We start from the raw sequence: 26,537 nt of genomic DNA, 5'->3' as shown, positions 1-26,537 counted from the left end.
GTATAGTGCCACTATTTGACGGCCGTGAAGCCGAGCGTCGCTTCACGGCCGAAATAGTTTTCTACAGGCCTGGCAGGCGTTGGCGGATCTGCGCGACCACGACGTCGAGTGTCCCGCTTTCGTTGGTCTGGACCCGTTTGCTGCAAAGGATTTCCGCTGGAGTAAGGGCTTCCCGGTTGGCTTGCTGGGCAGCGATGACGGCCAGGTTCGCATCGGAAGGGTCGTTCTGGTCGGCCTGGCGCTGCGCCAGCCAGCTTTCGATCACTGCCTGCGGTGCATTGCAGTCAAGGATCAGGAACGGAGCGCCCGTGGCTTCGGCGATTTTCGCGGCGGCATCGCGCTGGTCACGCTTGAGGTAGGTCGCGTCGATCACCACGGGGAAGCCGGCGCGCAGGATGACGTCGGCGATTTCATGCAGGCGGCCGTAAGTGGCGCTGCTGGCGTCGCTGCTATAGATGCCGGCCTGTGGATCGTTGGGCACTTGCTGCTCGCCGAACAGGCGCTTGCGCTCTACGTCCGAGCGCAGGCGAATGGCGCCCAGGGCTTCGACCAGGCGCATGGCGACGTGGCTTTTGCCGACTGCCGAAACACCGTGGGTAATGGCCAGGAAGCGTGAAGGAATGGTGCTGTAGCTTTCGGCCAGGTTAGCGTAGTTGCGGTACTGGCGCAGGGTGGTGGCGCGCTGCACTGGATCGGCTTCGGCCGGCATGCTGAACAGTGCGATCTTGGCGCGCACCAGGGCGCGGTAGGCTTTATAGAAGTTCAGCAGTTCCAGCCCGCGGTAGTCGCCGGTCAGTTCCAGATACTGGCTGATGAAGCGTCGCGCCAGCGACTTGAGGCCACGGTCCTCCAGGTCCATCGCCAGGAACGCGGTGTCGCCGTAGACGTCGGTGAAGCGGAACGGCTCGTTGAATTCGATGCAGTCGAAAATCACCACCTTGGCGTCGATCACCGTGGCGTTGCCCAGGTGGATGTCGCCATGGCATTCGCGGATGAAGCCTTCGGCCTTGCGCTGGATGAACAGTGGCTTGAGGCGCTCGAAACTGCTATCGGCCCACGCTTGCAGGGCTTCGAGTTGCAGCAGGTCGGCCTTGTCGCTGAGGAACGGGCGAATCTGTTCGAAGTTCTGGCTCACCGGGGCCATCACGCTCTCCGGGGTGCCGGCGGCGTTATCGGCCGGGACTTTGGGTGTAGAGAGATGGAACTGGGCGATCTGCGCGGCCATTTCGTCGATGTGCGCGGTGGTCAGCTCGCCATTGGCTTGCAGCGTGCTGAGCAGTTGGCTCTGCGGGAACTGGCGCATTTTCAGCGCGTATTCGATGACCGGCCCGTCGCCACCCAGTTGAGGCGCTTCGGCGCTGCCGGTCACAGGCAGCACTTCCAGGTACAGGTCTTGGGTCAGGCGTTGGTTCAGCCGCAGTTCTTCGCCGCAAAAATGCTTGCGCGCCTCGAGGCTGGTGAAGTCGAGGAAACCGAAGTCGACCGGTTTCTTGAATTTGTAGGCGTAGGGCCCGGTGAGCAATACCCAGGAAATATGCGTCTCGATGACCTGAAACCCTTCGACGGGATGCGGGTAGAGGGCCGGGTTTTGCAGGGCAGCGATCAGGGACTGGCTCACGGGCGATCCTTCAGAGTCTGGGAAAATTCACGGCCGTCATTATGGCGGCAAGCGTCGTGAACGCAAACAGGCTGGCCTGGGTGCCAAGCGGGGCCATCGGGCTCATGTTGAACCGTAGCAAAGTGCGTATAATCCGCCGCCATGACTCGTACTCGATCCCCCCGAACCCCCAAGAAACCACCCGCCAGCCGCCTTCGGCCCTGGCTGGGCTGGGCCCTTAAACTAAGCCTGGTCGGCCTCGTCGTGCTCGCCGGTTTCGCGGTCTACCTCGATGCCGTGGTCCAGGAGAAGTTCTCCGGCAAGCGCTGGACCATCCCGGCCAAGGTCTACGCCAGGCCGCTGGAGCTGTTCGTCGGACAGAAGCTGAGCCGCGACGACTTCCTGACTGAACTCGATGCCCTGGGCTATCGCCGCGAAAGCGTCGCCAATGGCCCGGGCGCGGCCTCGGTCAATGGCAATACCGTCGACCTCAACACCCGTGGCTTCCAGTTCTATGAAGGCATGGAGCAACCGCAGCCGGTGCGGGTGCGTTTTTCCGGTGACTACGTCGCGGCGCTGACCGGCGCCAATAACGCCAGCCTGTCGGTGGTGCGTCTCGAACCGCTGCTGATCGGCGGCCTGTACCCCAAGAACCTGGAAGACCGGATCCTGATCAAGATTGACCAGGTGCCACCGTTCCTGCTCGATACGCTGATCGCCGTCGAAGACCGTGATTTCTACCATCACTTCGGCGTCTCGCCCAAGTCGATTGCCCGCGCCGTCTGGGTCAACACGTCCTCGGGCCATATGCGTCAGGGTGGCAGTACCTTGACCCAGCAGTTGGTCAAGAACTTCTACCTGACCAACGAACGCAGCCTCACCCGCAAGCTCACCGAAGCCATGATGGCGCTGCTGTTGGAGCTGCATTACGACAAGCAGGAGATTCTCGAGGCCTACCTCAACGAGGTCTTCATCGGCCAGGACGGTCAGCGCGCCGTGCACGGTTTTGGTCTCGCCAGCCAGTTCTTCTTCAGCCAGCCGTTGTCCGAGCTCAAGCTGCACCAGGTGGCGTTGCTGGTGGGCATGGTCAAGGGGCCGTCTTCCTACAACCCGCGGCGTTACCCGGAACGCGCCCTCGAGCGGCGCAACCTGGTGCTCGACCTGTTGCAGCAGCAAGGCGTGGCGACGGCCGAGCAAGTGGAGGCCGCGAAGAAGATGCCGCTGGGCGTGACCAAGCGTGGCAGCCTGGCGGACAGCTCGTTCCCCGGCTTCATGGACCTGGTCAAACGCCAGTTGCGTGAAGACTACCGAGACGAGGACTTGACCGAAGAAGGGCTGCGAATTTTCACCAGCTTCGACCCGATCCTGCAGATGAAGGCCGAGGCATCGGTGGATGACACCTTCAAGCGCCTCGGCGCGCGCAAGGGCGCCGATGAAGTCGAAGCCGCCATGGTCGTGACCAACCCGGAAACCGGTGAAGTCCAGGCCATGATCGGCAGTCGCCAGGCCAGTTTCGCCGGTTTCAACCGGGCACTGGATGCGGTCCGCCCGATTGGCTCGCTGATCAAGCCGGCGGTGTACCTCACCGCCCTGGAAAAACCCAGCCAGTACACGCTGACCAGTTGGCTGTCGGACGAGGCGTTTTCGGTCAAGGGCGCCGATGGCCAGGTCTGGAAGCCGCAGAACTACGACCGGCGTTCCCACGGCACGGTCTTCCTCTATCAGGGGCTGGCGCATTCCTACAACCTGTCAACCGCTCGCCTGGGCCTTGAAGTCGGCGTGCCGAACGTGCTCAAGACCGTCGCGCGCCTGGGAGTGAGCCGCGAATTGCCGGCCTTCCCATCGATGCTGCTGGGGGCGGGCGGCCTTACGCCGATTGAAGTGGCAGCGATGTACCAGACGCTGGCCAACGGCGGCTTCAACACGCCGATGCGCGGGATTCGCAGTGTGCTGACTGCCGATGGCGAACCGCTCAAGCGCTATCCGTTCCAGATCCAGCAACGGTTCGATCCGGCGTCCATCTACCTGATCCAGAGCGCGATGCAGCGGGTCATGCGCGAAGGCACCGGCAGCTCGGTCTATAACGTGTTGCCCCGGACCCTGACCCTGGCCGGCAAGACCGGTACCAGTAACGATTCGCGTGACAGTTGGTTCGCCGGTTTCAGCCAGGATCTGCTGGCGGTGGTCTGGCTCGGCCGCGACGACAATGGCAAGACCCCGTTTACCGGTGCCACCGGCGCGCTCCAGGTCTGGACCAGTTTCATGCGCAAGGCCGACCCGTTGCCGCTGGACATGCCGCAACCGGACAATATCGTCCAGGCCTGGGTGGATTCGCGTACGGGCCAAGGCTCCGACGCCAATTGCCCGGGTGCGGTACAGATGCCGTATATTCGCGGCAGCGAGCCTCCACCCGGTGCTGCTTGTGGTAGCCAGAATCCTGCCGAATCGGTGATGGATTGGGTCAAGGACTGGATGAATTAAGCAAAGAGGGTTTCAAGTGAACAAGTGGTTGATTCCAGCGGTAACGGCCGTGGCTTTGCTCAGTGGTTGCTCTACCGTACAGCGCGGCTCGATTCCGGTCGTTGATTCCGGCACGGCGGTGTCCAACAGCGAGCGCGTGTCGGCCAATGGCGGTTTCCGGCAGACGACGGTGAAACGTCCGACCCAGGGCCAGGCCCAGGCGATTCCCCAGGGCGACTCCGGTGTCGTCGTGATGATTCCAGGTGGCGGTGCCACGACCTCGGCTCCGATCAGCAGCACGCCGATCACGCCAGGACCGATCACGCCAGGGCCTATCGAGACGTCGCCGATCAACCAGGGCAGCTACAGCATGCCTTCGACGCCGAGCAGTATCCCGTCGGCCAACTCGGGTGGCTTGTCCGCCGATGAACAGCTGGACGGTCCGGTGCTGGCGCTGTTGACCACGGCGCAACAGCAACAGGCCGGTGGTGACCTCAACGGTGCATCGTCGAGCCTTGAGCGTGCCCAGCGTGTTGCGCCGCGTGAGCCACAGGTCCTGTATCGCCTGGCCCAGGTGCGCATGGCCCAAGGCGACGCGCCGCAAGCCGAGCAGCTTGCCCGTCGTGGCCTGACCTTCACCAGCGGTCGTCCGGCACTTCAGGCCAGTCTGTGGGAGTTGATCGCTCAGGCCCGTGAGAAACAAGGCGATCCAGCTGGCGCGGCCCTGGCTCGTCAGAAGGCCAAGGTCTCGCTCTGATGGATACGCGTTTTCCCCAAATCGCCGATCAGCTTCTGCTGATCGAGCGGGAGCTGCGGGTCCAGGGCTGGTGGAGCGAGCAGTCGCCCTCGGCCGAAGCACTGGCCAGTGTCGAGCCATTCGCGGTCGACACCCTGGACTTCGAGCAGTGGCTGCAATGGATCTTTCTGCCACGCATGAAAGCCATCCTGGAAAACGACCTGCCGCTGCCCAACGCCTCCGGCATTCTGGCGATGGCGGAGATGGTCTATGCCCAGCGCCCGGGGCAGGGCACCGAGTTGCAGCGGCTGCTGTCGCAGTTCGACCAGTTGATCAGCCGCGCCAGCTGACCTTCTTCACTGGCAGTTTTCCTCTATCTGCTTGCGGGTCTCATCGATCCGCTGGCGCCGCTGTTCGTCGCTGAGGCGGCGCATTTCACCTTCCACGTCCTCCCGTACCCTCGGGTTGTTCTGCAGTTGCGCCAGGTTGGTCCGGGCCTGCTCGCAGAACGCCTTGAGCTGGGCTTCCTGCTCGGCGACCTGTTTCTTGACCTGTTGATCGATCGCCTTCTGGTCGCCAACGACCCCACCTGACGGCGGCGACGCAGCCTTGGCGGGCGCAGGTGGGGTGGATTTGATCATGGTTGCGGCTTGCTCGCCTTCGGGCGGCTGGGCACTGAAATGGGTAACGCCCTGGGCGTCCACCCATTTATAGACCTGGCCGGCCACGCAGATTGGGCTCAGGCCAACCAGCAGGCTGGCCGTCAAGAAGAACATTCGCATGCTGTTTCCTTGTCATGGGTTGCGCAATTGAAGCTAACACAGTTGCCGTTTATAGGTTTTTTCTTGCGTTCTCATGCGCTTACTTCGAATAAAGCACATTGACGTCTTGACTTGCAGAGGGCGAAACAGAAGAATCCAAAGTCCGCTGTAGAGGGACTGCCAGAAGCAGGCCCACTCGGCAGATCATGAGGCGCACATCCGCGCCGACCTGTTACACCCGCAACGCGTTACCTCGCGCTGGGTGGGAAAGGCCCGCAACACTTGGGACGATCCCAATACTTGCTCAGTCAGTGCTGACGTAGTCGGCGACCACCGTCGCTCATGCTCTGCCGAGAAGTAAACCTATTAAGACCCGTCCCCTTTCGTGGGCCGGTATTCTGGCGTTTTAGAGGTGAACAACGTGGAGCTTTTATCTGGCGGTGAGATGCTCGTCCGCTTTTTGCGCGACGAAGGCGTCAAATATATCTATGGGTACCCGGGTGGTGCTCTTCTTCATGTCTATGATGCCCTGTTCAAAGAGCCGGAAGTGACCCACATCCTGGTTCGTCACGAGCAAGCGGCGACCCACATGGCTGACGGCTATGCCCGTGCCACCGGCAAGGCCGGCGTGGTGTTGGTGACTTCCGGTCCAGGCGCCACGAACGCCATCACCGGTATCGCCACCGCCTACATGGACTCCATCCCGATGGTGATCATCTCCGGTCAGGTGCCCAGCACCATGGTCGGCACCGATGCGTTCCAGGAAACCGACATGATCGGTATCTCCCGGCCGATCGTGAAGCACAGCTTCATGATCAAGCACGCGTCGGAAATCCCTGAAGTCATGAAGAAGGCCTTCTACCTGGCTGAATCCGGTCGTCCAGGCCCGGTCGTGGTCGACGTGCCGAAAGACATGACCAACCCGGCCGAGAAGTTCGAATACATCTTCCCGAAGAAAGCCAAGCTGCGCTCCTACAGCCCGGCCGTACGCGGTCACTCCGGGCAGATCCGCAAGGCAGCCGAAATGCTCCTGGCGGCCAAGCGTCCCGTTTTGTATTCGGGTGGTGGCGTGATCCTCGGTGGTGGCTCCGCGCCGCTGACCGAACTGGCGAAAATGCTCAACCTGCCGGTGACCAATACGCTGATGGGCCTGGGCGCGTTTCCGGGCACCGATCGCCAGTTCATCGGCATGCTCGGCATGCACGGCAGCTACACCGCCAACCTGGCGATGCACCATGCCGACGTGATCCTGGCTGTGGGTGCGCGCTTCGATGACCGTGTCATCAACGGTGCGTCGAAGTTCTGCCCGAACGCCAAGATCATCCATATCGACATCGACCCGGCTTCCATCTCCAAGACCATCAAGGCAGACGTGCCTATCGTCGGTCCCGTAGAGAGCGTGCTGACCGAAATGGTCGCCATCCTCAAGGAAATCGGCGAGACCCCGAACAAGGAAGCGCTGGCCAGTTGGTGGAAGCAGGTCGATGAATGGCGCGGCGATCGCGGACTGTTCCCTTACGACAAGGGCGACGGTAGCGTGATCAAGCCGCAGACCGTGATCGAAACCCTCTGCGAAGTCACCAAGGGCGATGCCTTCGTGACCTCCGACGTGGGCCAGCACCAGATGTTCGCTGCGCAGTACTACAAGTTCAACAAGCCCAACCGCTGGATCAACTCCGGCGGCCTGGGCACCATGGGCTTCGGTTTCCCGGCGGCCATGGGCATCCAGTTGAGCTTCCCGGATGCCGACGTCGCCTGCGTCACCGGCGAGGGCAGCATCCAGATGAACATCCAGGAACTGTCCACCTGCCTGCAATACGGCTTGCCGGTGAAGATCGTGATCCTGAACAACGGTGTACTGGGTATGGTTCGCCAGTGGCAGGACATGAGCTACGGCAGCCGTCACTCGCATTCCTACATGGAATCGCTGCCTGACTTCGTCAAGCTGGCAGAGGCCTATGGTCACGTCGGCGTACGCATTACCGAGTCGAAAGACTTGAAGACGAAAATGGAGGAAGCGTTCGCCATGAAGGATCGCCTGGTGGTGATCGATATTGCGGTCGACACCAGCGAGCACGTCTACCCGATGCAGATCAAAGACGGCTCCATGCGCGATATGTGGCTGAGCAAGACGGAGCGTACCTAATCATGCGACATATTATTTCCCTGCTTCTGGAAAACGAACCGGGTGCGCTGTCTCGTGTTGTGGGCCTGTTCTCACAGCGCAACTACAACATCGAAAGCCTGACCGTGGCGCCAACCGAGGACCCGACCCTGTCGCGTCTGACGCTGACCACTGTCGGGCACGATGAGATCATCGAGCAGATCACCAAGAACCTGAACAAGCTGATCGAGGTGGTCAAGCTGGTGGACCTGTCGGAAAGTGCTCACATCGAGCGCGAACTGATGCTGGTCAAGGTCAAGGCCACCGGCGCCCAGCGCGCCGAGATCAAACGCACTACCGATATTTATCGTGGGCAGATCGTCGATGTCAGCGCCAGCGTCTATACCGTTCAATTGACCGGTACCAGCGACAAGCTCGACAGCTTCATCCAGTCGATCGGCACTGCCTCGATTCTGGAAACCGTACGCAGTGGTGTCACCGGGATTGCCCGTGGCGACAAAGTACTGAGCATCTAAACCAAATTAGCGAATGGCCTGAACGGCCGGATAGAGAGGAAATTCATGAAAGTTTTCTACGATAAAGACTGCGACCTGTCGATCATCCAGGGCAAGAAAGTCGCGATCATCGGCTACGGTTCCCAGGGCCACGCGCAAGCTTGCAACCTGAAAGACTCCGGCGTTGACGTGACCGTCGGCCTGCGTAAAGGCTCGTCCACCGTTGCCAAGGCAGAAGCCCATGGCCTGAAAGTGGCTGACGTGGCTTCCGCCGTTGCCGCTGCCGACCTGGTAATGATCCTGACCCCGGACGAATTCCAGGGCGCGCTGTACCGCGACGAGATCGAGCCGAACATCAAGAAAGGCGCAACCCTGGCCTTCTCCCACGGCTTCTCGATCCACTACAACCAGGTCGTGCCGCGTGCCGACCTCGACGTGATCATGATCGCGCCGAAGGCACCGGGCCACACCGTGCGTTCCGAGTTCGTGAAGGGCGGCGGTATCCCTGACCTGATCGCGATCTACCAGGACGCTTCGGGCAACGCCAAGAATGTCGCTCTGTCCTACGCGGCAGGTGTGGGTGGCGGTCGTACCGGCATCATCGAAACCACCTTCAAGGACGAGACCGAAACCGACCTGTTCGGCGAACAAGCCGTTCTGTGCGGCGGTACCGTCGAACTGGTGAAAGCCGGTTTCGAAACCCTGGTCGAAGCGGGCTACGCGCCAGAAATGGCTTACTTCGAGTGCCTGCACGAACTGAAGCTGATCGTTGACCTCATGTACGAAGGCGGTATCGCCAACATGAACTACTCGATCTCCAACAACGCCGAATACGGCGAGTATGTGACCGGTCCGGAAGTGATCAACGCCGAATCCCGTCAGGCCATGCGCAACGCCCTGAAACGTATTCAGGACGGCGAATACGCCAAGATGTTCATCAGCGAAGGGGCTACCGGCTATCCTTCGATGACCGCCAAGCGTCGTAACAACGCTGCGCACGGTATCGAAATCATCGGTGAGCAACTGCGCTCGATGATGCCGTGGATCAGCGCCAACAAGATCGTCGACAAAGCCAAGAACTAAGTCGCGAGCTTGATCGAAAAACGCGGCCTCGGCCGCGTTTTTTCGTTTGGGCGATGGCTTCTGGTATAAAGCTGCATCGTTTGCGGCCGAACCGTCGTCCCAGACGCCTGTCGAATTTTTTCACACCGTTGCAAGGTACTGTCCATGAGCGAACGCCCCGACGAGCCAAACCAGGCTCCTGACGCCGAAAGCCTGCTGCCCATCGATGAGCACATCGAAGAAGGCCATGACGCTGAAGGCCGTAAGGTCCGGCATCGTGGCATCTATCTGTTGCCGAATCTGTTTACCACTGCGAACCTCTTCGCCGGCTTCTATTCCATCATCAACTCCATGAGTGCCCAGGCGGCATTGAGTGCCGGCGACAGCGTGGGGGCGAGCCGCTATTTCGCTTTCGCCGCCATCGCCATCTTTGTCGCCATGGTGCTCGATGGCCTGGACGGGCGCGTGGCCCGCATGACCAACACCCAAAGCGCATTCGGCGCCGAATATGACTCCCTGTCCGACATGGTCGCCTTCGGCGTGGCGCCGGCCTTGCTGGCGTTTGGTTGGGCGTTGGGAGACATGGGCAAGGTCGGCTGGATGGTCGCCTTCATCTATGTGGCGGGGGCGGCGTTGCGCCTGGCGCGTTTCAATACCCAGGTAGGCAAGGCGGACAAGCGCTATTTCATTGGCCTCGCCAGCCCGGCCGCTGCGGGCGTGGTAGCGGGCGTCGTCTGGGCGTTCAGCGATTACGGCATACAGGGTTCGAAGATGTCGTTCCTCGTCGCGCTGCTGGTGGCGGCGGCCGGGATGCTGATGGTCAGCAACATCAAGTACAACAGCTTCAAGGAGCTGGACCTGAAGGGGCGCGTGCCATTCGTTGCGATTTTGGCGGTCGTGCTGGTGTTCGCGGTGGTCTTCAGTGATCCGCCACGCATCCTGCTGCTGATCTTCCTCGCCTACGCGGCCTCCGGTCCGGTTCAGTATTTGTTGCGTCTTCGCCGGCGCTAAACGTTGCCTTAATGTAATTTCCCCCATACTCCGCAGTCTATTGGTGCAACTGCCCTCCAATACTGCGGAGTTGTCATGCTGATCAAGATCCCCAAGTCGTCCGACTGCCGTGAATCGGACGTCACACCCGAATCCTTCTATCTTTCCCGTCGCCAGGTACTCGGTGCATCCATGGCCGGGCTGGCCGTAAGCAGCCTGCCACGCTGGGCGAGTGCTGCCGACGCCGCACGTTATGCCGAGGTCGAGCCCGGCAACGCGCCATCGTGGTTTACCGAGAAACTGCCGTCTATCCAATGGGGGGCGGTGACCGTCAACGAAACCATCACCCCGTTCAAGGACGCGACCCACTACAACAACTTCTACGAGTTCGGCACCGACAAGGGTGACCCGGCCGCCAATGCCGGTTCCTTGAAAACCGAACCCTGGAGCGTGGTAGTGGATGGCGAGGTCGGCAAGCCGGGGCGCTATGCGTTGGAAGACTTCATGAAGCCCTACCAGCTGGAGGAGCGGATCTATCGATTGCGCTGTGTCGAGGCGTGGTCAATGGTCATCCCGTGGATTGGCTTTCCCATCTCTGCGTTGCTCAAGCAGGTCGAGCCTACTTCCAAGGCTAAATACATCCGTTTCGAAACCTTGCAGGACCCTAAGGTGATGCCGGGGCAGCGTTCCGGTTTTGCCCTGATCGACTGGCCTTATGTGGAAGGGCTGCGACTGGACGAGGCGATGAATCCTCTGGCCATCCTGGCAGTCGGGATGTATGGCCGCGAACTGCCCAATCAGAATGGTGCGCCTCTGCGGTTGGTGGTGCCGTGGAAGTACGGCTTCAAGAGTGTGAAGTCGATCGTGCGCATCAGCCTGGTGAGTGAGCAGCCGAAGACCACCTGGCAGAGCATTGCGGCCGATGAGTACGGCTTCTATGCCAACGTCAACCCGACGGTCGACCATCCGCGCTGGACCCAGGCCCATGAGCGTCGGTTGCCGAGCGGGCTGTTCAGTCCCAATGTTCGCGATACCTTGATGTTCAATGGTTACCAGGACGAGGTGGCCTCCCTGTATGCAGGGATGGACTTGAGGAAGGACTACTGATGCGTTTTCCAGTGTGGCGGGTGGGTGTCTTCCTTGCGGCGGCGGTCTGGCCGTTGGCCTGGCTTTACCAGGCGTTGATGAATGCGCTGGGACCTGATCCCGGCAAGGTGCTGGTGGACAGGCTTGGGCTGGGCACGCTGATCCTCTTGTTGATCACCTTGAGCATGACTCCGCTGCAGAAGCTGACCGGCTGGGCGGGGTGGATGGCGGTCAGGCGCCAGTTGGGGTTGTGGTGTTTCACTTATGTCGTGCTGCACTTGAGCGGGTACGCCGCGTTCATCCTGGGCTTCGATTGGTCGCAGTTGGGTGTTGAGCTGAGCAAACGGCCCTACATTATTGTCGGCGTGCTCGGGTTTCTCGGCCTGCTGGCCCTGGCGGTTACCTCCAACCGCTACAGCCAGCGCCGGCTTGGGGGGCGCTGGAAAAAACTGCATCGTCTGGTTTACCTGATCCTGGGGCTTGGACTGCTGCACATGCTGTGGATCGTGCGAGCGGACCTGAAGGAGTGGTCGATCTATGCTTCTATAGGCGCTGTACTCTTGTTGCTCAGGGTGCCGCCGATTACGCGCCGGATCCCGCGTTTGCTGGGCAGGAAAGTACCTTCTGCAACAAAAGCTTAATTAAGTGTTGACGGCAGATTCCAGACGTCTATAATTCGCCCCACTTCCGGCGCAGTCGAAACGGAAAACTCCTTGGGTTTCAATGAGTTAAACGATTTTAGGCAGTGCAGGGCTTCAGTTCATCGAAGTCCGGAAGTCGTGGATAAGGCGCTGTCGTTTGGCTTTATCAACGGTTCGATCCTCTCGATCGAAAGCGGTGAAAAAGAGGTGTTGACAGCAGCGAACAACGCTGTAGAATTCGCCTCCCGCTAACGAGAGATCGAAAGCGCAAGTGGTTGAAGTTGTTAGTGTTTCCCACGGGAAACTTTGAAAAACTTCTTAAATAACCGCTTGACAGCAACACCAGGCGCTGTAGAATGCGCGCCTCGGTTGAGACGAAAGAATCAACCACCGCTCTTTAACAACTGAATCAAGCAATTCGTGTGGGTGCTTGTGGAGTCAGACTGCTAGTCAACAGATTATCAGCATCACAAGTTACTCCGCGAGAAATCAAAGATGTAACCAACGATTGCTGAGCCAAGTTTAGGGTTTTCTCAAAACCCAAAGATGTTTGAACTGAAGAGTTTGATCATGGCTCAGATTGAACGCTGGCGGCAGGCCTAACACATGCAAGTCGAGCGGTAGAGAGGTGCTTGCACCTCTTGAGAGCGGCGGACGGGTGAGTAATGCCTAGGAATCTGCCTGGTAGTGGGGGATAACGTTCGGAAACGAACGCTAATACCGCATACGTCCTACGGGAGAAAGCAGGGGACCTTCGGGCCTTGCGCTATCAGATGAGCCTAGGTCGGATTAGCTAGTTGGTGAGGTAATGGCTCACCAAGGCGACGATCCGTAACTGGTCTGAGAGGATGATCAGTCACACTGGAACTGAGACACGGTCCAGACTCCTACGGGAGGCAGCAGTGGGGAATATTGGACAATGGGCGAAAGCCTGATCCAGCCATGCCGCGTGTGTGAAGAAGGTCTTCGGATTGTAAAGCACTTTAAGTTGGGAGGAAGGGTTGTAGATTAATACTCTGCAATTTTGACGTTACCGACAGAATAAGCACCGGCTAACTCTGTGCCAGCAGCCGCGGTAATACAGAGGGTGCAAGCGTTAATCGGAATTACTGGGCGTAAAGCGCGCGTAGGTGGTTCGTTAAGTTGGATGTGAAAGCCCCGGGCTCAACCTGGGAACTGCATTCAAAACTGTCGAGCTAGAGTATGGTAGAGGGTGGTGGAATTTCCTGTGTAGCGGTGAAATGCGTAGATATAGGAAGGAACACCAGTGGCGAAGGCGACCACCTGGACTGATACTGACACTGAGGTGCGAAAGCGTGGGGAGCAAACAGGATTAGATACCCTGGTAGTCCACGCCGTAAACGATGTCAACTAGCCGTTGGGAGCCTTGAGCTCTTAGTGGCGCAGCTAACGCATTAAGTTGACCGCCTGGGGAGTACGGCCGCAAGGTTAAAACTCAAATGAATTGACGGGGGCCCGCACAAGCGGTGGAGCATGTGGTTTAATTCGAAGCAACGCGAAGAACCTTACCAGGCCTTGACATCCAATGAACTTTCCAGAGATGGATTGGTGCCTTCGGGAGCATTGAGACAGGTGCTGCATGGCTGTCGTCAGCTCGTGTCGTGAGATGTTGGGTTAAGTCCCGTAACGAGCGCAACCCTTGTCCTTAGTTACCAGCACGTTATGGTGGGCACTCTAAGGAGACTGCCGGTGACAAACCGGAGGAAGGTGGGGATGACGTCAAGTCATCATGGCCCTTACGGCCTGGGCTACACACGTGCTACAATGGTCGGTACAGAGGGTTGCCAAGCCGCGAGGTGGAGCTAATCCCATAAAACCGATCGTAGTCCGGATCGCAGTCTGCAACTCGACTGCGTGAAGTCGGAATCGCTAGTAATCGCGAATCAGAATGTCGCGGTGAATACGTTCCCGGGCCTTGTACACACCGCCCGTCACACCATGGGAGTGGGTTGCACCAGAAGTAGCTAGTCTAACCTTCGGGGGGACGGTTACCACGGTGTGATTCATGACTGGGGTGAAGTCGTAACAAGGTAGCCGTAGGGGAACCTGCGGCTGGATCACCTCCTTAATCGACGACAGCAGCGGCTCCATGAGCTCCCACACGAATTGCTTGATTCATTGAAGAAGACGATTAGAAGCAGCTTTAAGCTCCAAGCTGATAGCGCACGCTAACAGTTACAAGCTCGAAATTGGGTCTGTAGCTCAGTTGGTTAGAGCGCACCCCTGATAAGGGTGAGGTCGGCAGTTCGAATCTGCCCAGACCCACCAATTTTGTGTGGGAAACGCCTGTAGAAATACGGGGCCATAGCTCAGCTGGGAGAGCGCCTGCCTTGCACGCAGGAGGTCAGCGGTTCGATCCCGCTTGGCTCCACCACTACTGCTTCTGAAACTGAAAGCTTAGAAATGAGCATTCCATCGACGTGATGGTGAATGTTGATTTCTGGTCTTTTGACTGGATCGTTCTTTAAAAATTTGGGTATGTGATAGAAAGATAGACTGAACGTTACTTTCACTGGTAACGGATCAGGCTAAGGTAAAATTTGTGAGCGTTCTTAATTGAGCATGCAAATTTTCGGCGAATGTCGTCTTCACAGTATAACCAGATTGCTTGGGGTTATATGGTCAAGTGAAGAAGCGCATACGGTGGATGCCTTGGCAGTCAGAGGCGATGAAAGACGTGGTAGCCTGCGAAAAGCTTCGGGGAGTCGGCAAACAGACTGTGATCCGGAGATGTCTGAATGGGGGAACCCAGCCATCATAAGATGGTTATCTTGCACTGAATACATAGGTGCAAGAGGCGAACCAGGGGAACTGAAACATCTAAGTACCCTGAGGAAAAGAAATCAACCGAGATTCCCTTAGTAGTGGCGAGCGAACGGGGACTAGCCCTTAAGCTTCTTTGATTTTAGCGGAACGCTCTGGAAAGTGCGGCCATAGTGGGTGATAGCCCTGTACGCGAAAGGATCTTAGAAGTGAAATCGAGTAGGACGGAGCACGAGAAACTTTGTCTGAATATGGGGGGACCATCCTCCAAGGCTAAATACTACTGACTGACCGATAGTGAACTAGTACCGTGAGGGAAAGGCGAAAAGAACCCCGGAGAGGGGAGTGAAATAGATCCTGAAACCGTATGCGTACAAGCAGTGGGAGCAGACTTCGTTCTGTGACTGCGTACCTTTTGTATAATGGGTCAGCGACTTATTTTCAGTGGCGAGCTTAACCGAATAGGGGAGGCGTAGCGAAAGCGAGTCTTAATAGGGCGTCTAGTCGCTGGGAATAGACCCGAAACCGGGCGATCTATCCATGGGCAGGTTGAAGGTTAGGTAACACTGACTGGAGGACCGAACCGACTACCGTTGAAAAGTTAGCGGATGACCTGTGGATCGGAGTGAAAGGCTAATCAAGCTCGGAGATAGCTGGTTCTCCTCGAAAGCTATTTAGGTAGCGCCTCATGTATCACTGTAGGGGGTAGAGCACTGTTTCGGCTAGGGGGTCATCCCGACTTACCAAACCGATGCAAACTCCGAATACCTACAAGTGCCGAGCATGGGAGACACACGGCGGGTGCTAACGTCCGTCGTGAAAAGGGAAACAACCCAGACCGTCAGCTAAGGTCCCAAAGTTATGGTTAAGTGGGAAACGATGTGGGAAGGCTTAGACAGCTAGGAGGTTGGCTTAGAAGCAGCCACCCTTTAAAGAAAGCGTAATAGCTCACTAGTCGAGTCGGCCTGCGCGGAAGATGTAACGGGGCTCAAACCATACACCGAAGCTACGGGTATCACGTAAGTGATGCGGTAGAGGAGCGTTCTGTAAGCCTGTGAAGGTGAGTTGAGAAGCTTGCTGGAGGTATCAGAAGTGCGAATGCTGACATGAGTAACGACAATGGGTGTGAAAAACACCCACGCCGAAAGACCAAGGTTTCCTGCGCAACGTTAATCGACGCAGGGTTAGTCGGTCCCTAAGGCGAGGCTGAAAAGCGTAGTCGATGGAAAACAGGTTAATATTCCTGTACTTCTGGTTATTGCGATGGAGGGACGGAGAAGGCTAGGCCAGCTTGGCGTTGGTTGTCCAAGTTTAAGGTGGTAGGCTGAAATCTTAGGTAAATCCGGGGTTTCAAGGCCGAGAGCTGATGACGAGTTACCCTTTGGGTGACGAAGTGGTTGATGCCATGCTTCCAAGAAAAGCTTCTAAGCTTCAGGTAACCAGGAACCGTACCCCAAACCGACACAGGTGGTTGGGTAGAGAATACCAAGGCGCTTGAGAGAACTCGGGTGAAGGAACTAGGCAAAATGGCACCGTAACTTCGGGAGAAGGTGCGCCGGTGAGGGTGAAGCACTTGCTGCGTAAGCCCACGCCGGTCGAAGATACCAGGCCGCTGCGACTGTTTATTAAAAACACAGCACTCTGCAAACACGAAAGTGGACGTATAGGGTGTGACGCCTGCCCGGTGCCGGAAGGTTAATTGATGGGGTTAGCTAACGCGAAGCTCTTGATCGAAGCCCCGGTAAACGGCGGCCGTAACTATAACGGTCCTAAGGTAGCGAAATTCCTTGTCGGGTAAGTTCCGACCTGCACGAATGGCGTAACGATGGCGGCGCTGTCTCCACCCGAGACTCAGTGAAATTGAAATCGCTGTGAAGATGCAGTGTATCCGCGGCTAGACGGAAAGACCCCGTGAACCTTTACTATAGCTTTGCACTGGACTTTGAATTTGCTTGTGTAGGATAGGTGGGAGGCTTTGAAGCGTGGACGCCAGTCTGCGTGGAGCCATCCTTGAAATACCACCCTGGCAACTTTGAGGTTCTAACTCAGGTCCGTTATCCGGATCGAGGACAGTGTATGGTGGGTAGTTTGACTGGGGCGGTCTCCTCCTAAAGAGTAACGGAGGAGTACGAAGGTGCGCTCAGACCGGTCGGAAATCGGTCGTAGAGTATAAAGGCAAAAGCGCGCTTGACTGCGAGACAGACACGTCGAGCAGGTACGAAAGTAGGTCTTAGTGATCCGGTGGTTCTGTATGGAAGGGCCATCGCTCAACGGATAAAAGGTACTCCGGGGATAACAGGCTGATACCGCCCAAGAGTTCATATCGACGGCGGTGTTTGGCACCTCGATGTCGGCTCATCACATCCTGGGGCTGAAGCCGGTCCCAAGGGTATGGCTGTTCGCCATTTAAAGTGGTACGCGAGCTGGGTTTAGAACGTCGTGAGACAGTTCGGTCCCTATCTGCCGTGGACGTTTGAGATTTGAGAGGGGCTGCTCCTAGTACGAGAGGACCGGAGTGGACGAACCTCTGGTGTTCCGGTTGTCACGCCAGTGGCATTGCCGGGTAGCTATGTTCGGAAAAGATAACCGCTGAAAGCATCTAAGCGGGAAACTTGCCTCAAGATGAGATCTCACTGGAGCCTTGAGCTCCCTGAAGGGCCGTCGAAGACTACGACGTTGATAGGCAGGGTGTGTAAGCGCTGTGAGGCGTTGAGCTAACCTGTACTAATTGCCCGTGAGGCTTGACCATATAACACCCAAGCAATTTGCGCTTAGAAAGCCAGATTGCGGTGTGGTGAAGACGAAACAAACCGAAAGTTTGCGGCTCACACCCGATCACATACCCGATTTGCTGGAACGCTGAAAAGCGCGCTGGCTCAAGAATTTCTTGACGACCATAGAGCATTGGAACCACCTGATCCCATCCCGAACTCAGCAGTGAAACGATGCATCGCCGATGGTAGTGTGGGGTTTCCCCATGTGAGAGTAGGTCATCGTCAAGATTAAATTCCGAAACCCCAATTGCGAAAGCAATTGGGGTTTTGTTTTGCCCGCAATAAAACACCAGTGGAAGCTCGTGATAAATTTGCACGGTTATTTACCAGCGAGGGCACTAGAATAGCCCTTCCTTAGCTGAGCCAGAGCGCTTTATGCCCGATCCGTCAGACACCGAGAGATTGTCAGAGCTACCCCTGAACGATCTGGTGGCATGCCATGAATGCGACCTGTTGATGCGCAAGCCTCGGCTGGCCCATGGCGAAAAAGCCGAGTGTCCCCGTTGCGGATATGAGCTTTACGCACACCGGCACAATGTCGTCGAACGCAGTCTTGCCCTGGTTATCGCCGCGCTGCTGTTGTACGTGCCGGCCAACTTCCTGCCCATCATGCAGCTCAACCTGCTCGGGCAGTCCTCCCAGGACACCGTCTGGAGTGGTGTAGTCGGCCTGTTCGATACGGGCATGCAGGGCATATCGGTGGTGGTGTTCCTGTGCAGCATGGGTATTCCGCTCCTCAAACTGCTTTGTCAGTTGCTTGTGTTGTTGACCATTCGCCTGAATATCGGGCGTAGCTACGGGCTGTTGCTGTATCGCATTTATCACCATCTGCGCGACTGGGGGATGCTTGAGGTCTATCTCATGGGCGTGCTGGTGGCCATCGTCAAGCTGGCGGACATGGCGGCCATTACCGTAGGGCTCGGCCTGGTGTGCTTTATCAGTTTGTTGCTGGTCCAGGTCTGGTTGGAAGTGGCGATGTCACCGCATCAGATCTGGCAAGCGTTATCAGGAGAGGATGACCATGCGGGCGATTGATGCAGGCATTCTGATCTGTACGGAATGCCATGAGTTGAATCGACAGGACCCCGAGACCGACAAGCAAACCTGCACCCGTTGCGGCGCACGGGTTCATCCCCGTCGTCCGGACAGCATGATGCGGACCTGGGCGTTGTTGATCACTGCCGCGATTCTTTATATTCCGGCCAACCTGCTGCCGATCATGACCATCAACTCGCTGGGCCAGGGTGCCCCGAGCACGATCATGGCCGGCGTTATCGAGCTGGTGCAGCACGGCATGATCCCCATCGCCGCAGTGGTGTTCATCGCCAGTATCGTTGTGCCCACGTTCAAGTTGGTGGGGATTGCCCTGTTGCTGTTTTCCGTACAACGGCACCAGCCGATGTCGGCGCGCCAGCGCATCCTCATGTACCGTTTCATCGAGTTCATCGGCCGCTGGTCGATGCTGGATATCTTTGTGATCGCCATCCTGGTGGCGGTGGTGAATTTCGGTCGCCTTGCCAGTGTCGAAGCCGGGCTGGGGGCCATCGCTTTTGCCAGCGTAGTGATTTTGACAATGATTGCCGCAGTAACCTTCGATCCCCGACTGATCTGGGATAACACGGAGTCGGATAACGACCATGACTGATTTGCCTACCGCAAAAACCCGACCGGCTTCGAACTGGTCGGCCATCTGGATCCTGCCGTTGATTGCCCTGATCATCGGCGGCTGGCTCGGCTGGCGGGCCTACAACGACACCGGGATCGAGATCAACGTACGCTTCGAAAGCGGCGAAGGCATCCAGGCCAACAAGACCGAAATCGTCTACAAGGGCATGTCGGTGGGCAAGGTGAAGACCCTGACGCTGGACGATGAAGGCAGCTCCAAAGGCGTGATCGCCACCGTTGAGATGAACAAGGACGTCGAGCAATACCTGAAGACCGGAACGCGTTTCTGGCTGGTCAAGCCGAGCGTCAGCCTGGCCGGTATCACCGGCCTGGAAACCCTGGTGTCGGGCAACTACGTGGCGATCAGCCCGGGTGAAGGGGAGTCGACCCGCAAGTTCAAGGCCTTGGCGGAGGAACCGCCGCTGTCGGATTCCAAGCCGGGGTTGCACTTGACCATCAAGGCCGACCGACTGGGTTCGCTGAACCGCGGCAGTCCGGTGTTCTACAAACAGATCCAGGTCGGCCAGGTGAAAAGCTACCTGCTGTCCGAGGATCAGAGCACCGTCGAGATCAAGGTGTTCATCGAGCCGACCTATGCCAGCCTGGTGCGCAAGCACACGCGTTTCTGGAACGCCAGCGGCATCAGCATCGACGCCAACCTGTCGGGCGTAAAGGTGCGTAGTGAGTCCCTGGCGAGCATCGTGGCCGGTGGTATTGCATTCGCCACGCCCGAAGGCCGCAAGGACAGTCCGCCGACAGACCCGAGCCTGCCGTTCAGGCTCTACGAAGACTTTGACGCCGCTGCCGCGGGCATCCGCGTGAAGGTCAAGCTCAGCGACTTCGAAGGCTTGCAGGCCGGCCGTACGCCGGTAATGTACAAAGGCATCCAGGTCGGCAGCCTGAAGAACCTCAAGGTCGATCCGGACCTGTCCAGCGCCACGGCCGAGTTGACCATGGATCCGCTGGCTGAAGATTACCTGGTCACCGGCACCCAGTTCTGGGTGGTCAAGCCATCGATCTCCCTGGCGGGGATCACCGGCCTGGAAGCGTTGGTCAAGGGTAACTACATTGCCGTGCGCCCTGGGGACAAGGGGGGCGCCCCGCAGCGTGAGTTCGAGGCGCGGGCCAAGGCGCCGCCGCTGGACCTGCGTTCACCCGGGCTGCACCTGGTCCTGCTCACCGAGAACCTGGGATCGCTGGAGGTCGGCAGCCCGATCCTCTACAAACAGGTCAAGGTCGGTTCGGTGCAGAGCTACCAGTTCTCACGCAAGAAAAAGCAGTTGATCATCGGTGTGCACATCGAGAAGGAATACGAAGGACTGGTCAACGGCTCGACACGTTTCTGGAACGCCAGTGGCATCACCCTCACGGGCGGCTTGACGGGCGGTATCCAGGTCAAGAGCGAGTCCCTGCAAAGCCTGATGGCCGGCGGGATTTCTTTTGAGACTCCGGAGCCGAATGTGCCGCTGAAACGGCGGATCCCACGCTTCCGCCTGTTCGAAGACCGTGAAGCGGCACAACAGCGAGGCACCCTGGTGACGATCAAGGTCGATCGCGCCGATGGTTTGCGCAGTGGCACGCCGATCCGTTTCAAAGGGTTGGATGTGGGCAAGATCGAAACGGTGGATCTGAGCGCCGATATGCAATCGGTGCTGCTCAGCGCGCGGATCACCGAAGTGCCGGAGCGCATCGCCCGGGTCGGTTCGCAGTTCTGGGTGGTCAAGCCCGAGTTGGGCTTGATGAAGACTTCCAACCTGGAGACCTTGGTAAGCGGCCAGTACATCGAGGTGCAACCTTCGGCGAAGAACCTGGGGCCACAGAAGAACTTCGTGGCCCTTGCCAACCCACCGGAAACGGCGGTACCCGAAGCCGGCCTGAGCCTGGTATTGAGTGCGGCTCGCCGTGGCTCGTTGAAGATCGGCGTGCCGGTGACCTACCGCGAAATCACGGTGGGCAAGGTCACGGGATATGAATTGGGCCAGACCGCGGATCGGGTATTGATCCATATCCTGATCGAACCCAAGTACGCGCCATTGGTGCGCAGCGGCACGCGATTCTGGAACAGCAGTGGCTTTGGTCTGGACTTCGGTTTGTTCAAGGGCGCAACGGTGCGCACCGAATCGCTGGAGACACTGCTCCAGGGCGGCATCGCCTTCGCCACGCCGGATGGCGAGCGGATGGGCAGCCCGGCACGACCGGAGCAGACCTTCGCGCTGTTCGATAAATTCGAAGATGAATGGCTGACCTGGGCACCGAAGATCAAGATCGATAAGTAGGGATTCGCGAGCAGGCTCGCTCCCACAAGGGATCACCTGCTCGCCAAGGGGCCTGAACAAAAACACCGAGCAATAAAAAAGGCCGCGATCCATGGATCACGGCCTTTTTCATGCCCGGCGACTCACCTCACACCGGGTCCAGCTCCGGCTCGTCGGCCTGTGCGTTCACCGTGGCTTTGACCGCATCGCGGCGACGGATGTACTTCCAGTCCGCCTCGTCGATGTAGATCCCGCTCGGGCCGCTGCCACCTTCCAGATCGATGGCGACACTGGCGCAGACCTGCGGCTTCACGCTCGCCAGGATCGGCACGAAGCCCAGTTGCAGGCTGGTTTCCAGCAATGCGGCCTGGTTCTTCTCGTCGATGTCCGCCGCTTCGTCCAGGTAGTACGGCAAGCGCACGCGACCGGCCTGTTCACGGTCCATCAGGTGCAGCAACAGGTACATGTTGGTCAGCGCCTTGATGGTCATGGTGGTGCCGTTGGACGCCGCACCGTCGATGTCGGTGTGGATGACGGGCTGGCCATTGACCTTGGTGATCTCGAAGGCCAGTTCGAACAGGTCCTTGAGGCCGAGTTGGTTGTGGTTCGCCGCCACCAGGCGCGCCAGGTATTCCTTGGCCTCTTCGTTCTTGTTGTCCTGTTCCGCGCTCTGGCTGAGGTCGAACACCGACAGGGTTTCGCCTTCCTCGTACTGGCCGGCGCTGTGGATGATCTGGTCGATGTGCTTGAGGGCTTCCTTGTTCGGCGCCAGGACGATACGGAAGCTCTGCAGGTTGGACACCTGGCGCTTGTTGATCTCGCGGTTGAACAGGGCCAGTTGGTGTTCGAGGCTGTCGTAGTCGCTGCGAATGTTGCGCAGGGTCCGGGCGATGTCGGTCACCGCCGCGCGCCGTGCCTTGCCCAGGGTCAGGGCTTCGTCGGTACGGTGGGCATAGGCGTTGATCAGCAGTTGCAGGCGCCGCTCCATGTCGTCTTCGCTGTCGAACTTGGCGACACCCTTGAGGCGTACCTGGGCGTACAGCGCTTCGATCTGGCCATCGACCCGCAGCAGGCCTTGCCAGCTGTCCTGGTAGTCATTGAGCAGCGGCAACAGGTTGTCCATGGAGTCGTCGACCGGGTCCATGAACGGCGTGCCGAACGGCAGGTCCGCCGGCAGCAACTGGCGGCGACGCAGGGCGTCGTCGAGAGTGCGCTGCTTGGCTTCCATGTCGGCGATCTGGCGGCCCACCAATTGCAGCTTGGCGGAGAGTTGCTGGACACGTTCGGTGAAGGCATCGCTGGAACGCTTGAGCTCGTCCTGGGCGGCTTCCATCTGCGCCAGTTGTTCCAGTTTCTCGCCTTCCTCGGCGCTCAGTGTCTGGGTGCGACGGAAGTCTTCCAGGGCTTTCTGCGCGTCCAGGACCTGCTGGTACAGCGCTTCGGTCTGGGTCTTGCTTGCCGCACGGTCGGCCGCGACGGCCTGCTGTGTCTTGAGCTGCTTGAGTTCTTTTTCCAGGCGTTCCTTCTGGTCGCGCAACGCGGCACGGTCGGCCAGTGCCTGCAAGGCGGGAGGTTCGATGTGAGACAGGTCGATGGCCAGGCCCGGTACTTCGAAGCGCTCACCCTTGAAGCCGTCGAGGATCAGTTCCAGGGATTTGACCCATTGGCCGTCCTCGTCCAGCGCGATGCCGTGTTCGCCCAGTGGCAGGCTGAACAGGGCGCTGTTGAACAGGCGCATCAGGCGTTCGACGTCCTGCTGGGAGAACTCCTCGCGCAGGCGCGCATAGCTGTTGTTGTCGGCGTGATCGAGTTGCTGCTTGACTGACTTCAGGCGCTTTTCCAGGTCCCGCAGACGCTCGTCCAGGTCCTCGGCGCTGAACTGCCGGGACTGGGCCAGGGCGCCGGCCAGTTCGTCGTGGGCGTCCTTGGCGGCGAGCAACTGCTGCTCCAGGAGCTTGACGTCATCGACCAGGGCAAACCGATGCTTGAGCACCGAGAGTTCGCCGAGCCAGCGCTGGATGCCGGTTATTTCCCGCTCCAGGCGCATCAGTTCCTGGGTGCCGCCGCGCTGGTCGTTTTGCAGCGCGTCCTGCTCGTTACGGTAGTGTTCGGCCTGGAGGGTCAACTCTTCCTTGCGCGCACTGGCGTAGTCCGACCAGGTGCCGAGCAGCGAGTCGAGCAGCGGCGACAGGCGATGCAGTTTGCCGCGCAGGATGTCGCGTTGCTTCACGCCATTGGCCAGGGCTTCCACCAATGGGCCGGCGGCCACCAGGGAGTTGTAGTCCTGCTCCATGCGTCGTACGTCACGGAACGCTTCTTCGCACGCGGCAATGTAGTCCACGCTGCCGGAGCGCAGGCTGTGTTCGAACGCGTCGAGGAACAGCTGCTTGAGCTTGGCCGCGGTGATTTCGCGCATGTGCAGTAGGTTGATGAACAGTGCGCGGAAGGTCTTGAGGCTCTGCTCGCTGGTGGAGCGCAGCGGGATCAGCGTCAGGTCCAGGGGAATCGAGGTGTGGCCACCCACCAGCAGGCGGCGCAGCTCATCCGGCTTGAGTTCATAGGCTTTCAGGCCTTCGCGCTCAAGGTTGGTGAACAGCTCCTTCTGGCGCAGGCAGGTGTCATCTTTCTGGTAGTGAGCCAGGTCCAGCTTGCCGGCGTAGGCAAAGAACTGGTGGCCGAAACCGCCGCCAGGGCCGCGACCGACCACGCCGATGACGTGCGGGCCATGGGGCAGGGCGACTTCCACGAGGATGTAGCTGGTGTCCGAGGCAAAGTAGAAACGCCGGGATTGTTCCAGGCTGTACTTGCCGAAGCTCATGTCCGACATGCGCGCCAGGATCGGGAACTGCAAGGCGTTGATCGAGGCGGATTTACCGAGGTTGTTCGCGCCATACACCGACAGCGGTTCTTCCAGCGGAAACAGGCCGAGGCTGTAGCCGGCGGTGTTCAAAAGGGCGAAGCGGCGGATGCCGTAGCGTTCCTGGCTCATGCGTCGGTCTCCTGTTCTTCGGCAATGGCGCGGGCCAGTGCATCTTCTTCGCTCTCGTCTTCAAAAGGGGCCAGGTCGAGCGGGTCGTCGGTCTGCAGCAGTTTCTCGTCGCTGTCTTCGTCGATCAGCACCGGCGCCGGCAACGGCAGCACGCTGTGCACGCTGGCGGCCAGGTCACGGTCCTGCTGGACCGACAGGCAGACGTCGAGGAAGCGGTGCATCGGCGGCAAGAAGCGGTACACGCCGTTGTCTTCGCTGGCAAAACCCAGCTGGGTCATGCGGCGCATGATTTTTTCTTCCAGTTCTTCCTGGGTCTGGACTTCGGCCTGGATGAACAGGTCGCGGTACTTTTCCAGCAACGAAGGCAGCTCATCGCGGCCCAGGCTGCCGCCATCGAGCACGGCGATCGGGTCGCGGCCCTGGTCGGCCAGGTGTTCGACCAGGATGAACGTGAACAGGGCCAGGCGCTGGGCGGTCTTGTTCACCGCCGCGGCAGCCAGGTCCGGCACGAAGTAATAAAAGCCGCGGGTGTCGCACACCAGTTCGAAGCCCAAGGCCTTGAACAAGGTGCGGTACTGGTCCTGGAAGTTGGACAGTTGGGCGTACAACTCCGGGTCGCGCCGGCTGACGTGGTAGCCCTTGAACAGCTCGCGGAAGATCGGCGCCAGCTGGGACAGTTCGGATAGATCAAGATGCATGGGGGATGCTCGCAGAATCTTCGGCAGCGTTGTCGCGGGCCGAGAGCAGGGCGAAGGAGCGCAGGCTGACCTGATGCTCGTGAGTGTAGTATTCGCGGCGTTCCAGACGCTCGCGCTTGAAACGTTTTTCCCGCGACAGGCGCGAGAACCAGTACAGCAATTCGTCGGTGGCGCTGTCCGGTTCCTGCTCCAGCAGCCAGGTCATCAGGTCCGGCATCGGCAGCGCCTCTTCGCAGCGCTCGACCATCTCGCGTGCGGTGCGCGGCGCGCGTGGGGCGTCGCCACCCTTGTGGGTCTTGTGGGACTTGGGGAAGCGCGCCGGTTTCGGCTCGAAGCGGGCCAGGGCGTAGACATAGGCTTCCACCTGGCTGGCACTGCCGAGGAAGGTACTTTGCGGCCGGGTGAACAGCGGCATGGCCGCCTGGGGCACGGCATCGAGGCCTTTGCGGCGAATGGCGGCCAGGGCCAGCGCGGCGCCACGGGTCACGGCGTTGTGACGGCGGGCTTCTTCGCGCAGCGGCAGCAACAGTTCACGGGCATGACGCAGGGTCAACTGGGCGCTGGTCTGCATCTCGAGGATACGGGCGTGGGTGCGCAGCAGCATGTCGTCGTCCACCAGGTGGCCGAGGCGCTGTTGTTCGGTGAGCATGCGCAACAGCACGTTCTCGACCTTGCGCACGCCCTGCTCGAAGGCACCGTCGGCGTTTACCAGCTGGATCATCGGCTCGACGTATTCGTCCCAGGTCGCCAGGACTTCGGCATAACGCTGGCGCAGCGGGATCTGCCGGTCGCTGGTCTTGGCGCGTTCGGCCACGGCCACCAGGGCCTGTTCGTCATTGGCGAGTTTCTTCAGGACGTCGCGCACGCGCATGTCCAGCAGCCGCAGTTGGCGGGCGAGGTCATTGCCGTCGCGCACGTCGAAGGCGTCCTGGATATAGCCGGCCAGGCGTTCGAGGTGGCGCAGGTAGGCTTCGATCTCCAGGCACAGGCCCAGGCGGTGTTCACGACGCAGGTAGGCGAGGAAATCGTGGATCTGGGCGTTCAGTTCGAAGCGGTTCGGGCTTTTTGCCACCGGCACCAGGATGTCCAGGCGGATCCACACGTCCAGCAGGTTGGTGATGTCCTGAGGCGTGCTGTCCAGTTGTTGGGCGGCCAGTTGTGAACGCAGTTCGTTGAGGCTCAGGGTGCCCTGGTCGAAGTGCTCGCACAAAGGTTCCAGCAATGCCCAGTGTTCAGCGAGGGCGCGCAAGACGCGCTTGGGTTCGATCATCGCAATGGCCGTCGGGTTGGCAATTAAAAGCGGCGATTGTACTGCATCGGGCCGGTTGCGATTCACCCCTGAGACGGACTGTCGTGCGGATCGCCCAACTATTGGCTCAACAGGGAAGCGATCCGCGTCGAAGGGCGGTAGAATCCCTCC

At 59.2% G+C, this 26,537-nt stretch carries 18 protein-coding genes, 2 tRNA genes and 3 rRNA genes; 18 read left to right on the top strand and 5 right to left on the bottom strand.

What is annotated here, in order from left to right:
• Positions 1 to 61 precede the first annotated feature (61 nt).
• Entirely contained in the window at positions 62 to 1,618 is a 1,557-nt protein-coding gene (locus tag V3H56_RS22970) for an AAA family ATPase (RefSeq protein ID WP_338473903.1), read from the bottom strand.
• A gap of 141 nt (positions 1,619 to 1,759) precedes the next feature.
• Here V3H56_RS22970 and mrcB point away from each other — a divergent pair, with 141 nt between their 5' ends.
• Genes mrcB through V3H56_RS22955 form a run of 3 tightly spaced genes read left to right on the top strand, consistent with a single transcriptional unit; the run spans position 1,760 to position 5,143 of the window.
• On the top strand, positions 1,760 to 4,078 hold the full coding sequence (gene mrcB / locus V3H56_RS22965) for a penicillin-binding protein 1B (RefSeq protein WP_042728780.1): 2,319 nt from the start codon (positions 1,760 to 1,762) through the stop codon (positions 4,076 to 4,078).
• A gap of 16 nt (positions 4,079 to 4,094) precedes the next feature.
• Positions 4,095 to 4,814 (top strand): hypothetical protein, encoded by a 720-nt coding sequence (locus tag V3H56_RS22960; RefSeq protein WP_338473902.1) that lies wholly within the window; start codon positions 4,095 to 4,097, stop codon positions 4,812 to 4,814.
• Positions 4,814 to 5,143, top strand: a complete 330-nt coding sequence (locus V3H56_RS22955) for a YqcC family protein (protein ID WP_212803037.1) — start codon at positions 4,814 to 4,816, stop codon at positions 5,141 to 5,143. The genes V3H56_RS22960 and V3H56_RS22955 overlap by 1 nt, the downstream gene beginning before the upstream one ends.
• A 6-nt stretch (positions 5,144 to 5,149) precedes the next feature.
• Here the strand turns inward: V3H56_RS22955 and V3H56_RS22950 are convergent, their stop codons facing one another.
• Complete coding sequence (locus V3H56_RS22950; RefSeq protein ID WP_080922029.1) at positions 5,150 to 5,569, bottom strand: DUF4124 domain-containing protein; 420 nt, start codon at positions 5,567 to 5,569, stop codon at positions 5,150 to 5,152.
• A gap of 406 nt (positions 5,570 to 5,975) precedes the next feature.
• Between V3H56_RS22950 and V3H56_RS22945 the strand changes: the two genes are divergently transcribed.
• From V3H56_RS22945 to V3H56_RS22875, 15 genes are all read left to right on the top strand, one after another.
• Positions 5,976 to 7,700 carry an acetolactate synthase 3 large subunit gene (locus tag V3H56_RS22945; RefSeq protein WP_042728800.1) on the top strand — a complete coding sequence of 575 codons (1,725 nt, stop codon included), beginning with the start codon at positions 5,976 to 5,978 and terminating at the stop codon, positions 7,698 to 7,700.
• A 2-nt stretch (positions 7,701 to 7,702) separates the two neighbouring features.
• Entirely contained in the window at positions 7,703 to 8,194 is a 492-nt protein-coding gene (ilvN, locus tag V3H56_RS22940; protein ID WP_003205610.1) for an acetolactate synthase small subunit, read from the top strand.
• A gap of 45 nt (positions 8,195 to 8,239) precedes the next feature.
• Entirely contained in the window at positions 8,240 to 9,256 is a 1,017-nt protein-coding gene (gene ilvC / locus V3H56_RS22935; protein WP_042728776.1) for a ketol-acid reductoisomerase, read from the top strand.
• A gap of 144 nt (positions 9,257 to 9,400) precedes the next feature.
• On the top strand, positions 9,401 to 10,246 hold the full coding sequence (gene pssA, locus V3H56_RS22930; protein WP_047736269.1) for a CDP-diacylglycerol--serine O-phosphatidyltransferase: 846 nt from the start codon (positions 9,401 to 9,403) through the stop codon (positions 10,244 to 10,246).
• Between the two features lie 75 nt (positions 10,247 to 10,321).
• Positions 10,322 to 11,332, top strand: a complete 1,011-nt coding sequence (gene msrP, locus V3H56_RS22925) for a protein-methionine-sulfoxide reductase catalytic subunit MsrP (RefSeq protein WP_123579609.1) — start codon at positions 10,322 to 10,324, stop codon at positions 11,330 to 11,332.
• The gene (gene msrQ, locus V3H56_RS22920) at positions 11,332 to 11,952 is read left to right on the top strand and encodes a protein-methionine-sulfoxide reductase heme-binding subunit MsrQ (RefSeq protein ID WP_123579610.1); all 621 of its coding nucleotides are present in this window, start codon (positions 11,332 to 11,334) and stop codon (positions 11,950 to 11,952) included. The genes msrP and msrQ overlap by 1 nt, the downstream gene beginning before the upstream one ends.
• Positions 11,953 to 12,024: 72 nt before the next feature.
• Positions 12,025 to 12,204 (top strand): hypothetical protein, encoded by a 180-nt coding sequence (locus V3H56_RS22915; protein ID WP_338473901.1) that lies wholly within the window; start codon positions 12,025 to 12,027, stop codon positions 12,202 to 12,204.
• 300 nt (positions 12,205 to 12,504) lie between these two features.
• Positions 12,505 to 14,041, top strand: a 16S ribosomal RNA gene (locus V3H56_RS22910).
• A 123-nt stretch (positions 14,042 to 14,164) separates the two neighbouring features.
• Positions 14,165 to 14,241: transfer RNA gene (locus V3H56_RS22905), tRNA-Ile, on the top strand.
• A 30-nt stretch (positions 14,242 to 14,271) separates the two neighbouring features.
• A tRNA-Ala gene (locus tag V3H56_RS22900) sits at positions 14,272 to 14,347 on the top strand.
• A gap of 246 nt (positions 14,348 to 14,593) precedes the next feature.
• Positions 14,594 to 17,485, top strand: a 23S ribosomal RNA gene (locus V3H56_RS22895).
• Positions 17,486 to 17,622: 137 nt separating this feature from the next.
• Positions 17,623 to 17,738, top strand: a 5S ribosomal RNA gene (gene rrf / locus V3H56_RS22890).
• Together the 16S, 23S and 5S rRNA genes with 2 tRNA genes alongside form the textbook arrangement of a ribosomal RNA operon.
• Before the next feature lie 147 nt (positions 17,739 to 17,885).
• Entirely contained in the window at positions 17,886 to 18,545 is a 660-nt protein-coding gene (locus tag V3H56_RS22885; RefSeq protein WP_338473900.1) for a paraquat-inducible protein A, read from the top strand.
• Positions 18,532 to 19,155: a paraquat-inducible protein A gene (locus tag V3H56_RS22880; RefSeq protein WP_042729245.1), complete on the top strand. Its 624-nt coding sequence runs from the start codon at positions 18,532 to 18,534 to the stop codon at positions 19,153 to 19,155. The genes V3H56_RS22885 and V3H56_RS22880 overlap by 14 nt, the downstream gene beginning before the upstream one ends.
• Positions 19,148 to 21,451, top strand: coding sequence for an MlaD family protein (locus V3H56_RS22875; protein WP_042729246.1), 2,304 nt, complete (start codon positions 19,148 to 19,150; stop codon positions 21,449 to 21,451). Before V3H56_RS22880 ends, V3H56_RS22875 begins: the two co-directional genes overlap by 8 nt.
• A gap of 127 nt (positions 21,452 to 21,578) precedes the next feature.
• Here V3H56_RS22875 and mksF read toward each other — a convergent pair whose 3' ends face one another.
• From mksF to mksB, 3 genes are read right to left on the bottom strand one after another with little or no spacing between them, the layout of a single operon-like run.
• Positions 21,579 to 24,419: an Mks condensin complex protein MksF gene (gene mksF, locus V3H56_RS22870; RefSeq protein ID WP_123579892.1), complete on the bottom strand. Its 2,841-nt coding sequence runs from the start codon at positions 24,417 to 24,419 to the stop codon at positions 21,579 to 21,581.
• Positions 24,416 to 25,117, bottom strand: coding sequence for an Mks condensin complex protein MksE (gene mksE, locus V3H56_RS22865; protein ID WP_024778194.1), 702 nt, complete (start codon positions 25,115 to 25,117; stop codon positions 24,416 to 24,418). The genes mksF and mksE overlap by 4 nt, the downstream gene beginning before the upstream one ends.
• Complete coding sequence (gene mksB / locus V3H56_RS22860; RefSeq protein ID WP_042729248.1) at positions 25,107 to 26,387, bottom strand: Mks condensin complex protein MksB; 1,281 nt, start codon at positions 26,385 to 26,387, stop codon at positions 25,107 to 25,109. The genes mksE and mksB overlap by 11 nt, the downstream gene beginning before the upstream one ends.
• Between the last annotated feature and the right edge of the window lie 150 nt (positions 26,388 to 26,537).

It is taken from the genome of Pseudomonas sp. MS646 (genome assembly GCF_036693845.1).
Taxonomy (GTDB): Bacteria; Pseudomonadota; Gammaproteobacteria; order Pseudomonadales; family Pseudomonadaceae; genus Aquipseudomonas; species Aquipseudomonas chlororaphis_E.
Note: the sequence above shows the minus strand (reverse complement) of the source record. Positions and strands in the feature narration are given on the sequence as shown.

Bases quoted from the DNA above. Each gene is read 5' to 3' on its own strand.
- mrcB (WP_042728780.1), top strand. From the start codon at position 1,760: ATGACTCGTACTCGATCCCCCCGAACCCCCAAGAAACCACCCGCCAGC.
- V3H56_RS22955 (WP_212803037.1), top strand. From the start codon at position 4,814: ATGGATACGCGTTTTCCCCAAATCGCCGATCAGCTTCTGCTGATCGAG.
- V3H56_RS22950 (WP_080922029.1), bottom strand. From the start codon at position 5,569: ATGTTCTTCTTGACGGCCAGCCTGCTGGTTGGCCTGAGCCCAATCTGC.
- ilvN (WP_003205610.1), top strand. From the start codon at position 7,703: ATGCGACATATTATTTCCCTGCTTCTGGAAAACGAACCGGGTGCGCTG.
- ilvC (WP_042728776.1), top strand. From the start codon at position 8,240: ATGAAAGTTTTCTACGATAAAGACTGCGACCTGTCGATCATCCAGGGC.
- pssA (WP_047736269.1), top strand. From the start codon at position 9,401: ATGAGCGAACGCCCCGACGAGCCAAACCAGGCTCCTGACGCCGAAAGC.
- msrP (WP_123579609.1), top strand. From the start codon at position 10,322: ATGCTGATCAAGATCCCCAAGTCGTCCGACTGCCGTGAATCGGACGTC.
- msrQ (WP_123579610.1), top strand. From the start codon at position 11,332: ATGCGTTTTCCAGTGTGGCGGGTGGGTGTCTTCCTTGCGGCGGCGGTC.
- V3H56_RS22885 (WP_338473900.1), top strand. From the start codon at position 17,886: ATGCCCGATCCGTCAGACACCGAGAGATTGTCAGAGCTACCCCTGAAC.
- V3H56_RS22880 (WP_042729245.1), top strand. From the start codon at position 18,532: ATGCGGGCGATTGATGCAGGCATTCTGATCTGTACGGAATGCCATGAG.
- V3H56_RS22875 (WP_042729246.1), top strand. From the start codon at position 19,148: ATGACTGATTTGCCTACCGCAAAAACCCGACCGGCTTCGAACTGGTCG.
- mksF (WP_123579892.1), bottom strand. From the start codon at position 24,419: ATGAGCCAGGAACGCTACGGCATCCGCCGCTTCGCCCTTTTGAACACC.
- mksE (WP_024778194.1), bottom strand. From the start codon at position 25,117: ATGCATCTTGATCTATCCGAACTGTCCCAGCTGGCGCCGATCTTCCGC.
- mksB (WP_042729248.1), bottom strand. From the start codon at position 26,387: ATGATCGAACCCAAGCGCGTCTTGCGCGCCCTCGCTGAACACTGGGCA.